Origin of the sequence: Amycolatopsis nivea (assembly GCF_004522235.1) — a bacterium.
In the GTDB taxonomy this organism is placed as follows: Bacteria; Actinomycetota; Actinomycetes; order Mycobacteriales; family Pseudonocardiaceae; genus Amycolatopsis; species Amycolatopsis nivea.
The window spans coordinates 132,021-144,700 of record NZ_SDLT01000012.1; the positions used below are offsets into that span (position 1 = coordinate 132,021).

At 67.0% G+C, this 12,680-nt stretch carries 10 protein-coding genes and 2 tRNA genes; 8 read left to right on the plus strand and 4 right to left on the minus strand.

Annotated elements, in window-relative coordinates; translation table 11 throughout:
• Positions 1-155 precede the first annotated feature (155 nt).
• The 3 genes from EIZ44_RS16995 (at position 156) to EIZ44_RS17005 (ending at position 4,162) form a co-directional block, all read left to right on the plus strand.
• Positions 156-1,193 carry a M48 family metallopeptidase gene (locus EIZ44_RS16995; protein WP_134729633.1) on the plus strand — a complete coding sequence of 346 codons (1,038 nt, stop codon included), beginning with the start codon at positions 156-158 and terminating at the stop codon, positions 1,191-1,193.
• Positions 1,194-1,558: 365 nt separating this feature from the next.
• Positions 1,559-3,070, plus strand: coding sequence for a S1 family peptidase (locus EIZ44_RS17000; protein ID WP_134729634.1), 1,512 nt, complete (start codon positions 1,559-1,561; stop codon positions 3,068-3,070).
• 135 nt (positions 3,071-3,205) lie between these two features.
• Entirely contained in the window at positions 3,206-4,162 is a 957-nt protein-coding gene (locus tag EIZ44_RS17005; protein ID WP_134729636.1) for an RNA polymerase subunit sigma-70, read from the plus strand.
• Here EIZ44_RS17005 and EIZ44_RS17010 read toward each other — a convergent pair whose 3' ends face one another.
• Together EIZ44_RS17010 and EIZ44_RS17015 are read right to left on the minus strand one after the other, a co-directional pair.
• Positions 4,163-4,732: a dihydrofolate reductase family protein gene (locus EIZ44_RS17010; protein ID WP_134729638.1), complete on the minus strand. Its 570-nt coding sequence runs from the start codon at positions 4,730-4,732 to the stop codon at positions 4,163-4,165.
• Between the two features lie 193 nt (positions 4,733-4,925).
• On the minus strand, positions 4,926-5,258 hold the full coding sequence (locus EIZ44_RS17015; RefSeq protein ID WP_134729640.1) for a hypothetical protein: 333 nt from the start codon (positions 5,256-5,258) through the stop codon (positions 4,926-4,928).
• A 258-nt stretch (positions 5,259-5,516) separates the two neighbouring features.
• Here EIZ44_RS17015 and EIZ44_RS17020 point away from each other — a divergent pair, with 258 nt between their 5' ends.
• The 4 genes from EIZ44_RS17020 to EIZ44_RS17035 all read left to right on the plus strand — a co-directional run bounded on the left by EIZ44_RS17020 (position 5,517) and on the right by EIZ44_RS17035 (position 7,567).
• The gene (locus EIZ44_RS17020; RefSeq protein WP_134729642.1) at positions 5,517-5,978 is read left to right on the plus strand and encodes a hypothetical protein; all 462 of its coding nucleotides are present in this window, start codon (positions 5,517-5,519) and stop codon (positions 5,976-5,978) included.
• Between the two features lie 32 nt (positions 5,979-6,010).
• Positions 6,011-6,259, plus strand: coding sequence for a hypothetical protein (locus tag EIZ44_RS17025; protein ID WP_205673178.1), 249 nt, complete (start codon positions 6,011-6,013; stop codon positions 6,257-6,259).
• 334 nt (positions 6,260-6,593) lie between these two features.
• A complete protein-coding gene (locus EIZ44_RS17030; protein ID WP_051729002.1) occupies positions 6,594-7,043 on the plus strand; it encodes a DUF4240 domain-containing protein in 450 nt (149 codons plus the stop codon).
• A 179-nt stretch (positions 7,044-7,222) separates the two neighbouring features.
• Positions 7,223-7,567 carry an ankyrin repeat domain-containing protein gene (locus EIZ44_RS17035; protein WP_078870498.1) on the plus strand — a complete coding sequence of 115 codons (345 nt, stop codon included), beginning with the start codon at positions 7,223-7,225 and terminating at the stop codon, positions 7,565-7,567.
• A 290-nt stretch (positions 7,568-7,857) separates the two neighbouring features.
• Here EIZ44_RS17035 and EIZ44_RS17040 read toward each other — a convergent pair.
• A tRNA-Pro gene (locus tag EIZ44_RS17040) sits at positions 7,858-7,931 on the minus strand.
• 126 nt (positions 7,932-8,057) lie between these two features.
• On the opposite strand from EIZ44_RS17040, the gene EIZ44_RS17045 reads away from it, so the two are divergent.
• Positions 8,058-8,131: transfer RNA gene (locus tag EIZ44_RS17045), tRNA-Gly, on the plus strand.
• Here EIZ44_RS17045 and EIZ44_RS17050 read toward each other — a convergent pair.
• Positions 8,083-12,591, minus strand: a complete 4,509-nt coding sequence (locus tag EIZ44_RS17050) for a HAMP domain-containing protein (RefSeq protein WP_238608284.1) — start codon at positions 12,589-12,591, stop codon at positions 8,083-8,085. The two genes, EIZ44_RS17045 and EIZ44_RS17050, sit on opposite strands and share 49 nt — an antisense overlap.
• Between the last annotated feature and the right edge of the window lie 89 nt (positions 12,592-12,680).

Below are 12,680 nucleotides of genomic sequence, written 5' to 3' on the forward strand. Positions count from 1 at the left end.
CCGCCGGCCCGGCGCGGGCAGTGGTCTGGACAACGCGGATATTCCTTGCGTGATCCACTGCGTTTTCGTTAATGGGAAACAGCAGTTCAGCGCCGGGGAATCGGCCGGTGATCGTCGTTGAGTAGGCTGCTGTCAACGACTTCATTGGGGGAGCGATGACTGAAGAAATCGAACCGGTGCGCCGGGCCGCCGTCCGTTTTCCGGGAATCAGCCCGAGAGCCTACGAACACCCGGTGGACCGCGGCGCGCTCGCCACGTTGCGCGCGATGCCCGGATTCGCCCAGGTGATCAAGGCCGTCTCCGGTTTCTACAACGAACGCGGCGAACGGCTGATGGCGCTGGCGTCGTCGATTCGCGTGGGACCGAAGCAGTATCCGGAACTCGACCGGTTGCGCCACGAATGCGCCGAAACGCTCGATCTCCCCGCCGTGCCGAACCTGTTCGTCTACCAGGACCCGCGGCTGCAAGCGTCCGCGCTCGGCATGGACGAGCCGTTCATCCGGATCAGCACCGCGCTCGTCGAGCGGCTGAGCCACGAATCGCTGCGGTTCGCCATCGGCCACGAAATGGGGCACGTGCTGTCCGGGCACGCGGTCTACCGCACGATCATGGTGCGCCTGATCAACCTCCAGATGTCGATGTCCTGGACGCCGGTCAGCGCGCTCGGCATCCGGGCGATCATCGCGGCGCTGAGCGAGTGGTACCGCAAGGCCGAACTGTCCTGCGACCGCGCGGGCCTGCTCTGCGGCCAGGACCCGACCGCCGCGCTGCGCGCGCAGATCCAGCTCGCCGGCGGCGTCGACCCTTCCCGCATCGACATCCCGTCCTTCCTCCAGCAGGGAGCGGAATACGAGTCGGGCGAAGACATCCGGGACAGCCTGCTGAAGCTGAAGTACGTCGAGACCGAAACCCACCCGTTCGCCGTGGTCCGGGCGACGCAGCTGCAGAAATGGGCCGCGTCCGAGGAGTACCGGGCGATCCTGACCGGCGAGTACCCGCGCCGGGACGACGACGCGCCCGCCACGGACTGGAAGGACGACCTGAAGTCCGCGGCGAAGTCGTACAAGGATTCCTGGACCGCCTCGGCGGACCCGCTGACGAAGGTCTTCACCGACGTCGGGGAGACGGTCGCGGACACCGCGAGCAAGGTGTGGGCCAAGTTCGGCGGGGGCTCGGAGAACGGCAACGCCTGAGCTCGGCTTCGCGCGGAAATTCGGAACCGGAAAAGGCCGCGGCGAAATAACTGACAATTCTTGTCTGCTCGGACGCCGACAAAGCGCCGCATCTTAACCACGTATCCAGAGCCCGCGGAATGTGGGGTACGTCACCGCGTGCTGCGGTAATGGCGGCCTGATGTGCGCGATGGTATCTGCGGCGCGTGAGGGGATGGGGCGCGTCGGCAAACGGGGGAGGGGCATGCGGCAAACGGAGGAATGGCTTCCCGTGCCGCGGTGGATTCCCCGGCGTGGACCGGCCGTAATCGGCGAGTGCGGAAAATCCTCGCTGTTCTGTGGCCGGTAATCGGAGGAATTCAGCGTCCGAACGAAAGGGTTTCTTCATGGTGTTCAACCGGAAAGCTTCGCGCTTGGCCGGCTGTGTCGCCGGGGTGACCGCCGCGGGGCTGCTGGCCGCCGCGGCGCCGGCGAACGCGGTGGCCGGGGGTGCACCGGTCACCGGTGCCGCGGCGTCCTCGCTGGTCCGGCTCGCGATCGGGGGTGACGCGACCAGCGGCGGCCACGCCTGCACGGGAACCCTGGTTTCCTCGCAATGGATTCTGACGACCGCGTCGTGCCTCACCGGCAAGACCGGGGCGCACGCCGGCGACGGACTGGTCGACGGCGCGCCGCCTGCCGTCGCCGTGAACGCCGCGGTGACTGAAACCGGGAAGCCGACCCGGCAGATCGCCGTGGACCGCGTGGCGACGCGGACCGACCGCGACGTCGTGTTGCTGCGGCTGGTCGCGCCGGTTCTCGGGGCCAGCGCGGGGAATCTCGCCGCGACGCCGCCGCCGTCGAGCGGGCAGGTGACGGTGGCCGGGTTCGGCCGCACGGCGACCGAATGGATCCCGGACGCTCCGCAGTCGGCTTCGCTGACCATCGCGGCCGGCGCACCGGACCACGGACTGGCCCTCGAGGCGTCCGGCACGAGCGGCGTGTGCCGAGGCGACGCCGGAGCGCCGGTGTTCACTGCCGACGGGCGGATCACCGGCGTCATCACCGGTTCGTATCAGCACAACTGCCTCGGCGAGACCGCGACCAACCCGGCAGTGAGTGCCGCCCGGGTGGACGACCTCGGCGACTGGGTCACGGCGCACACCGTCGCGGGACACCACGGCCTGTACCGCGTCGACGCCAACGGGGCGGTCCTCGCCTATTCCGGCACCGGCAGCGCTTGGACGACCCTGGGCACCGGGTTCGACCGGGTCTACGCCGGGGAAAGCGCGGTGGTCGCGACCCGCGCCGACACTCACGACGTCTACCGCTACACCGGGACCCCCGGCCAGTGGGCGAAGATCGGCGGCCCGGGCGACGGGTTCGTGGTCAACGCCGACGGCGTCTACGGCTACAACGGCGGCGGCGTCCTGCGCTGGACCGGCACCGGCTGGGAAACGGTCGGCCCCGCCGGGACCGCGTTCTACGCCGCCGGCCACCTGCTCGCCCGGACCGTGCCCGGCACCGGCGACCTCTACCTGATGACCGCACCCGGCACCTGGGTCAAGATCGGCACCTCCGGCAGCGGCTTCGCGATCAACGACGACGGCATCTACGGAGCCAACGGCGGCGGCGTGTACCACTGGACCGGCAGCGGCAGCGCCTGGGCGAGCGTCGGCAAGGCGCAGAGCGCGCTGTACGCGGGCGCGCACACGCTGCTCGGCATCGAACCGGCCACCAAGGACGTCAACCTGCTGACCGGCAACGGCTGGGCCCGCATCGGCGGCTCCGGCGACGCGTTCGCGGCCAACGCCGACGGCGTGTACGGCATCAACAGCGGCGGCATCTACCGCTGGAACGCCCAGTCCGGCGGCTGGGCGGCGATCGGTCCCGCCACCCGGGCTCTCGCCACTGACTGATCCCGCGCACCGGCCGTGAAGGACCCCTTGCGGGACTGGGATTCCCGCATGGGGTCCTTCACAGACCGATGAGAAATCCTCCGCCCGGTCGTCAGTTCTGGTGACCCCCTCTCCGCGGTGGAAGGATCGACGACCATGAGCCCGCCGGACACCGACGACCCAGCGCGGTTCGCGCTGCTGACCGAGCGCCACCGGCGTGAGCTGCAAGTGCACTGCTACCGAATGCTCGCGAACTACGAAGACGCCCAGGACCTGACGCAGGAGACCTTCCTGCGAGCGTGGAACAAACGGGAGTCCTTCAACGGCCGTGCTGCGCTGCGAACCTGGCTGTACCGGATCGCGACCAACGCCTGCCTCGATTTCCTGGAAAAGCGCAACGACCGCACCCCCGTGCCGTCCGACCTCGCGGGCGCTGAGCTGCCGTACCTGCAGCCGTACCCCGACCGGATGCTCCCCGAAGACCCGCAGGAATCGGTGGTAGCACGGGAGACGATCGAGCTGGCGTTCATCGTCGCCGTCCAGCACCTGCCGCCGAGGCAACGTGCAGTCCTCATCATGCGCGACGTCCTAGGCTGGCCAGCGCCGAAAGCCGCGGAAGCCCTCGAGCTGACCGTCGCGTCGGTAACCAGCGCACTGCAACGGGCGCGCGTGACAATGCGCGAGCAACTACCCGCCCGCCGTCTGGACTGGCGCAGCCCGGCCATCCACGAACTGTCGCAAGACGAGCGCGCCGTGGTGAAGTCGTACATCGAAGCCCACGAACGCAACGACCTCGACCGCCTCATGTCCCTTCTCCGCGACGACCTGCGCTTCGCGATGCTGCCCGACCCCGGCACCGTGATCACAACGGCCCGGGACGCCGTCGACGGCTGGGTCTCCGGCGGCCTCTTCCAGCGCTACGACGACTGGCGCTGCATCGCCACGACGGTCAACCGCATGCCCGCCGCCGCGCTCTACCTCCGGACCGCCGACGACCCGGCGTACCGGCTGCTGAACCTCGCGGTCCTGCACATCGCCGACGGAAAGATCGCCGAACCCACCGGATTCGAGGTCGCCGACAAACCATGGCTGGGCCTGGTCGCGACCCTGTGATCACCGCCTGGTCTCGTAGCGGGTCAGCACCACGCCGCCGGGAAACGTCCGCGTCTCGACCAGATTGAGGTTCACCCAGCTGTCCAGCGCGCTGAAGAACGGCGTACCGCCACCCACCAGAACCGGATGGGTGACCACCGCGTACTCGTCGACCAGCCCCGCCCGCATAGCCGCCCCGGCGAGCGTCGCGCCGCCGACGCTCAGCGGCCCACCGTCGCCTGCCTTGAGGTGCGCGATCTCGGCGACCGCGTCGCCAGCGAACAGCCGGGCGTTCCAGCCGACCTGTCCGATCGTCGACGAAAACACGACCTTCGGCGTATCCCGCCAGTTCCGCGCGAACTCGACCTCCGCCGCCGTGGCGCCCGGCTGCTGGTCGCCGGTCGGCCAGTAGGAACTCATCGCCTCCCACAGCTTGCGCCCGTAGAGCGACATGCTGTTCGCGCGCTCCTGATCAAGCCACCACTGGAACAACTCCTCGCTCGGCGGCCCGCTCCAGCCGATGTCGTCTCCCGTCGCGGCGATGTAGCCGTCCAGTGTCAGGTTCATGCCGAAGATCAGTTTCCGGGTCATGCCAGCCTCCCTTGTGCGTCGATCGCACACATACAGACGGGTGGGGCGCGAAAACCTCATCGGGGGCTGTCAGGGCCATGCTGGATCTCCATCAGCCCCACCACGACCTGGTCGCCGAGCCCGGCTCGCCCCTCCCGGCGTGTTGGCGAGCCAGCACAGCCCGAACCGGGGTGTCCAGTTGACTGCTTGGCAGTCACGCACGACGCGGCCCACGGTCGTCTTCGACGGCAGCGGGCGGCCAGGGTTCGAAGCCGGTGTCGCCGATCTCGCCCACGACCATCAGTCCTTTGCGGAGCAGGTAGCCGAGCACGGCGGCGAAGAACCTGGCGAAGCGATCGCTGTCTTCGGGAACCACCCGTGCTGTGTTGGTGATCAGCCAATCCAGCGAAACCCAGTCGTCGAGACCGTCCTCGATGGTCTCGACGACGAGCCGCTCGACATCATTCCGCGAGAACGGAAGCCTGCGCGCGGGAAACTGTTGCGATGAGCATCGCGACAATCGCAACGACGAGCCCGGCGACGCCACCCTCGACGTACAGCCTGAATGCGGGAGCGCACCCCGTGTCCTACACCCCCGCGGGATCTCGCGGCGGGCAGGGCGATTTGTGTCGGTGCGCACAAACGCTTCAGTGGGCCTCGCGAACGAATGGCGGAAAATTCTGACGGAAAGGCGTGGCATCTGGGCTCACGACATGCACCGATCGCCGGGGTTCCGACTAACCTCGTACCCGATCCTGCTCCCTCCTCTGGAGTGGTTGCGTCAACGGCCAGGTTGGGAGTGAAAATGACTAACTTTTCGAACTTCGACAGCCACGGCGACCTCTACTACGGAGGCGGCGTGGCTCGGTTCTCTTTCGGCTTGCTGGTGGTTTCCTCCCCGGACAGTGTTGACGACCACTCGAGCGGGGACCCCGCACGCGAAAATGTGCACGCTGGCAAGGATTCAGTGCACGTGCCCGTTCGTCAGTCGGCCAGCGGGCTGGTTGCTGTCGCGTGTGTCGAAGAGCCCGTCATTCCGGAGGGGCTCGCGCTGGTGCATCGCGGCGTGATTCAGCTGGCTCGATCGTCGATAGTGCTCTACGACCCCAACGGCCAGCTTCGTTTGGAATTGCCCGTGGAACGCGACTTGAACGCGATATCCGTCTACGGCGACGACCCCGCAGAACCAGCCGAGGTCGTCGTGGTGCTAGGCGTTCCCCGACAACACCGTCCGGTGGCCGCTTCCTGGGGCCCAGGAAATAACTAGACAGCCTTGAGAGAATATTGATGGGAGCGAATATGACGGATATCGAGCAGTTGATGGATAAGCTGTGCCGCGCAGGCGTCACGGTAATCCTCAAGGCGGACGACGACAGAATGAGGGAGGGCGGCAAGCCGTGGACGTTGGTGATGTCAGGCGCGGGCCTCGGAGGGCAGGGATTCATCCGCGCCGAAGCCGCCAGCCTCGACGACTGCCTGGAACAAGGCCTCAAGCGACTGCGCGCCAAGTGCGACGGCTTCGAATGGCTGGCTGAGATCCAGCGCTGATCGGCCGGCGGCCTCAAGGATGAGTGATTGGACTGGAAATAAAATGACCGATCTATTCGCAGTGGTCGGCGAGGCCGCTGCCTGGATATTCGATCGCCGTGCAGATTTGGAAGACCGTGGCATGAGGGTAATCGTAGATTCGGGCAGCGACCGAATCTATACCTAGTCGAAACGGCCGCGGGTCGTTCGTGGATGAACTGCGGTGTGCACTTGGCGATCATGTGCGCGGTACCCAGCAGGACCGCGAGCGAGTTGAAGCCGGATTGATCGAAGAACTGGGCGGCATCGGTAATCTCAGCCACATTGTCAACTCACCCGGAGGGAACAGGTCCTGATGGACGACCACGAGTTCTGGGCACTCGTCTCCTTGGTGCGGCAGGACCCTCCGGCGACGGATCAGGCCGCTTTCGCTCCTCTGGAAGAGGAACTCGGCAGGCGCGACGAAGCTGAGATCAAGAAGTTCGAGGACATCCTCGCCCAGCGTCTCTACGACCTGGACCGGTCCGAGTTCGCCGCGGTGCCGTCGGCCGCCACCGGTTTGCCTCTCTCCAACGATTCCTTCCTGTACTGCCGGGCAGCGGTGGTGCTGGCGGGGGAACAGGCCTACCGATCTGTTCTCGAAGACCCGGAAAAATTCGGTTCATACGCCGGGACCGGTGGACCAGAGGCCGAATTCCTGCTCTACGTCGCGCAACACGCATACGAGAGCTCGACAGGAAAAGAATGGGACCATGTCAGCCCTGTCGACTACGAGACGGGATCGAACCCGGCGGGCTGGAGCTGAAGTGGGGTTCGGAGACAAAGCCGTGCAAATTCGCCTCGCCAGAGAGTGAAGCACAGTCGGTTCGGGCGGATGTCCGCGTGGTTGGGATACCGAGCTCAAAATATTGACCTACCTCGCCGATCGCCTAAGAATTTCCGGGAATCAAAGCAGAGGTCACCAGTGGTGGAGAGGATGTTGTTGTGGTCGAGTATATGACGCCCGCACATATTGCGGTAGAGATGAGCGATCTTCCGGCTCTTCGGGATCTTTTGGATCAAGGTGTCGATGTCGACGAAGAATGCAACGGCATGACGCTCCTGCAGCATGCCATTGACGTCGAAGGCGATGGTCATGTGCAGACGGGCACTCCATTGCATGTCGATCTCACGGCTTATCTTCTCGCTCGCGGAGCCGACCCGCTTCGTCGAAGCACTGACTTCGAGCAGGTGACGGCAGAGGAGATGGCTCGAAGCTACGGTCACTGGCTGGCGCTTGCCCTGTTTGAAGCATGGAAACACCGCGAAAGTCGATCGTCTGATCTGTGATGTTGAGTCGGTGGCAGCGCAGCGATTGCTCCGGTGGTGCCGATGCCAGGTCATGCGATCGGGTCGGCGAGCCAGGTGCGGAAGAGTGCACCGTGTCGCAGTAGCCGCGGATGGGTGCGAGAGCTCTTGGGTTCCACCTTGAGTGGCGTAGATCACCCATCGATCAAGGCCTACCAGGCGAGCGAGCCGAGGTCAGTGCTCGGCGCGAAGGTGGCAAACCTCAAACAGAAGGGTGGCCGCGTCCGGCGGCACGAAAAAGGGGCTGAACCCGCAGGTCCAGCCCCTATCGGTCGGGATGACAGGATTTGAACCTGCGACCCTCCGCTCCCAAAGCGGATGCGCTACCAAGCTGCGCCACATCCCGGCACCCCCGAAGCCCATGGCCTCCGGGGCCTCGCGAAGGCCTCCGGAACCCAGGTACCCGGGGGGTGTACGACCCACCCTAGCGGGCACGCTAAGCTTGCTTCGCTCCCGGGTCACCGAGGGCGCTGCGGGTGTAGCTCAATGGTAGAGCCCTAGTCTTCCAAACTAGCTACGCGGGTTCGATTCCCGTCACCCGCTCCAAGCACTTCCGAGTTCGAGGACGACGCCGCGTCCGCCTCCAGGCGGGCGGCGATCACGTCCAGCAGCAGGTCAGTGTCCACCGGCTTCGTGATGTAGTCGTCCGCTCCCGAAGCCAGCGTGCGTTCGCGGTCTTCCTCCGTCGCCTTCGCTGTGACGGCGATCACTGGCAGGTCTTCGTGGGCCGCTTCGGCTCGGATGGCTGCGATGGTGGCGTTGCCGTCCAGTTCCGGCATCATCACGTCCATCAGCACCAGCGCGGTGTCCTCGTGGCGTTCCAGCGCCCGGATTCCGGCCACACCGGTGTCGGCGTAGATGACTTCCAGGCCCGCTTGTTCCAGGACCGCTGCGAGGGCGAAGACGTTGCGCAGGTCGTCGTCGACGATGAGGACCTTTTCGCCGTTGAAGCGTTTCGGGGCGCTGTTCGGTTCGGCCACGGTGATGGTGCTCGGCAGGACCGGCAGCTTCGGGGTCGGGCGCACGGGGGTCGTCGGGGCGATCAGGTTCGCGGCGCCGACCGGCAGGTACAGCGTGAAGGTGCTGCCCTTGCCGGGGACGCTGCTGACGCGCAGTTCGCCGCTCAACAGCTCGGTCAGCTGCTGGCTGATCGACAGGCCCAAGCCGGTGCCGCCGTACTTGCGGCTCGTCGTGCCGTCCGCTTGGCGGAAGGCGTCGAAGATGACTTCCAGCTTCTCCTCGGGGATGCCGATGCCGGTGTCCTCGACGCCGAACGCGATGATCCCGGCCGCCGAGCGCAGCGATTCCTGTTCGACTTCCTCGGGGTCTGCCATCCGGATGTGCAGGCGTACGCCGCCCTCGTCGGTGAATTTCGCGGCGTTCGACAGGAGGTTCCGGAGCACCTGCTGGAGGCGGTGTTCGTCGGTGTGCACGCTGCCCGGCACCGGCGGGTCGATCATGACGGCGAACTCCAGGCCCTTGTCCGCGGTCAGCGGGCGGCACAGCGATTCGACGTAGTTCACCAGCTCCGGCAGCGTCACGTCGGACATCTGCAGGTCCAGCTTCCCGGCCTCGACCTTCGCCAGGTCCAGGATGTCGTTGATCAGCTGCTGCAGGTCGGAACCCGCCGCCCAGATCGTCTTCGCGAACTGGATCTGCTTCTCCGTGAGGTTGCCCTCCGGGTTCTCCGACAGCAGTTTCGCCAGGATCAGCGCGCTGTTGAGCGGAGTTCGCAGCTCGTGCGACATGTTCGCCATGAATTCGTTCTTGTACTGCGACGCGACCGTCAGCTGCCCGGCCCGTTCCTCGAGCTCCTGGCGGGCCTGCTCGATCTCGATGTTCTTGACCTCGATGTCGCGGTTCTGCTGGGCCAGCAGCGCCGCCTTCTCGGCCAGTTCGGTGTTCGACCGGCGCAGTTCGCCCTGCTGGGCCTGCAACTGCTCGGACCGCGCGCGCAGTTCCTGGGCCAGCCGCTGCGATTCGGTCAGCAGCGCTTCGGTGCGCGAGTTCGACAGGATCGTGTTCACGTTGACGCCGATCGTGTGCCGCAACTGCTCCAGCAGGTCCAGGTGCACCGCGGAGAACTCGTTGACCGACGCCAGTTCCAGCACGCCGAGCACCTCGCCCTGGAACAGCACCGGCAGCACGATCACGTTGACCGGCGGCGCCGAGCCGAGCCCGGACGACACCAGCGCGTACTCCGGGGGAGCGCCGTTGACCAGTATCGTCCGCCGGTCCACCGCGGCCTGGCCGATCAGCGATTCGCCGAGCCGGAAACGCAGGCCGGTGCGCGCCTGGGCGAGGCCGTAGGCGGCGATGCAGTCGAGCAGCTTGTCCGGGTCGCCGGCGTCCTCGTCGTCGTGCGCGATGAAGAACGCGCCCTGCTGCGCGCTCACCAGCGGGGCCAGCTCCGACAGGATCAGCGTCGCCACCGACGCGAGGTCGCGGTGGCCCTGCATCCGCCCGGACAGCCGCGCCAGGTTCGTCTTCAGCCAGTCCTGTTCGCGGTTCGCGGAGGTGGTCTCCTTGAGGTTCGCGATCATCTGGTTGATGTTGTCCTTGAGGTCCGCCAGCTCGCCGGACGCGTCCACGGTGATGTGCCGGGTCAGATCGCCCGCGGTCACCGCCGTCGCGACCTGGCCGATCGCGCGGACCTGCGTGGTCAGGTTGCCCGCCAGCTGGTTCACGCTCTCGGTCAGCCGCTTCCAGGTGCCGGACACGCCTTCGACCTCGGCCTGACCGCCCAGCTTGCCCTCGGTGCCGACCTCCCGGGCGACCCGGGTGACCTCCGCGGCGAACGCGGACAGCTGGTCGACCATCGTGTTCATCGTGGTCTTGAGCTCGAGGATCTCGCCCCGGGCGTCGACGTCGATCTTGCGCGACAGGTCGCCGCGCGCGACCGCCGTCGTGACCTGCGAGATGTTCCGCACCTGACTGGTCAGGTTGTGCGCCATGAAGTTGACGTTCTCGGTCAGGTCCTTCCACGTCCCGGCCACGCCGGGCACCCGCGCCTGACCGCCGAGGATGCCTTCCGTGCCGACCTCGCGGGCAACCCGCGTCACCTCGTCGGCGAACGCGCGCAGCGTCTCGACCATGTCGTTCAGCGTTCCGGCCAGCGCCGCGACCTCGCCCGCCGCGTCGATGGAGATCTTCTTCGACAGATCGCCGTTCGCCACCGCGCTCGCCATCGTGGCGATGCTCCGGACCTGCACGGTCAGGTTGTCGGCCATGACGTTCACGTTGTCGGTGAGGTCTTTCCAGATCCCCGCGACGCCCGGAACGCGCGCCTGGCCGCCCAGCCGTCCTTCGGTGCCGACCTCGCGGGCGACCCGGGTGACCTCGTCCGCGAAGGCGGACAGCTGGTCGACCATCGTGTTCAGGATGTTCTTGAGCTCCAGGATCTCGCCGCGCGCGTCGACGGTGATCTTCTGCGTCAGATCGCCGCGCGCCACCGCCGAGGTGACCTGGGAGATGTTCCGCACCTGGTCGGTGAGGTTGTTGGCCATGAAGTTGACGTTGTCGGTGAGGTCCTTCCAGGTCCCCGCCACGCCCGGCACGGTCGCCTGACCGCCCAGTTTTCCTTCCGTGCCAACCTCTCGCGACACTCGGGTGACCTCGTCGGCGAAGGACGAGAGCTGGTCGACCATCGTGTTCAGCGTCGTCTTCAGCTCGAGGATTTCGCCGCGTGCGTCGACCGCGATCTTCTTCGTCAGGTCGCCCCGCGCGACCGCCGTCGCGACCTGCGCGATGTTCCGGACCTGCGCGGTGAGGTTGTTGGCCATGAAGTTCACCGAGCCGGTGAGGTCGCGCCAGATGCCGGCGACCCCGGGCACGGTGGCCTGGCCGCCCAGCTGCCCTTCGGTGCCGACCTCGCGGGCGACTCGGGTGACCTCGTCGGCGAAGGACGAGAGCTGGTCGACCATCGTGTTCATCGTGGTCTTGAGCTCGAGGATCTCGCCCCGCGCGTCCACGGTGATCTTCTGCGTCAGGTCGCCCTTCGCGACCGCGGTGGTCACGTGCGAGATGTTGCGGACCTGGTCGGTCAGGTTGTCGGCCATCTGGTTGACCGAGTCGGTCAGGCCGCGCCACGTGCCGGCCGCGCCGGGGACCTCCGCCTGACCGCCGAGGCGGCCTTCGCTGCCGACCTCGCGGGCCACTCGGGTGACTTCGTCGGCGAAGGAGGAGAGCTGGTCGACCATCGTGTTCAGCGTCGTCTTCAGCTGCAGGATCTCGCCCCGCGCGTCGACGTCGATCTTCTTCGTCAGATCGCCCGCCGCGACCGCCGTGGCGACCTGCGAGATGTTGCGGACCTGGTCGGTCAGGTTGTCCGCCATCAGGTTCACCGAGTCGGTGAGGTCGCGCCAGGTGCCCGCCACGCCCGGCACGCGCGCCTGGCCGCCCAGGCGGCCCTCGGAACCGACTTCGCGCGACACCCGGGTGACTTCGTCGGCGAAGGACGAGAGCTGGTCGACCATCGTGTTGATGGTGTTCTTGAGCTCGAGGATCTCGCCCCGGGCGTCGACGTTGATCTTCTGCGTCAGGTCGCCGCGGGCCACCGCGGTGGTGACCGACGCGATGTTCCGGACCTGCTCGGTGAGGTTGTCGGCGAGGAAGTTGACCGAGTCGGTGAGGTCGCGCCACGTCCCGGCCACGCCGGGGACCTCGGCCTGACCGCCGAGGCGGCCCTCTCCGGCGATCTCCCGGGACAGCCGGATCACCTCGGCGGCGAACCGCGACAGCTGCGCGTTGAGGCCGTTCACGGTCTTCGCCAGCTCGGCGTACTGCCCGCGCAGCGGACGGCCGTCCAGCTGCAGCGCCATCGGCTGCGACAGATCGCCCTCGGCGACCGCGCCCAGCACCCGGTCCAGCTCCACGACCGGGCGGCTGACGTCCTCGATCAGCCCGTTGACCGTGTCGACCGCGGTGGCCCAGCCGCCGGGGCCGATCTCGGTGCGCACGCGTTCGGTGAGCTTGCCCTCCTGGCCCACCTCGCCGCGCACGCGCATGAGTTCCGTCACGAGCCGCTGGTTGCGCTCGGCGATGTCGTTGAACGCCGACGCGAGCCGGGCGGTGATCCCGTCGCCGTGCGCCACGA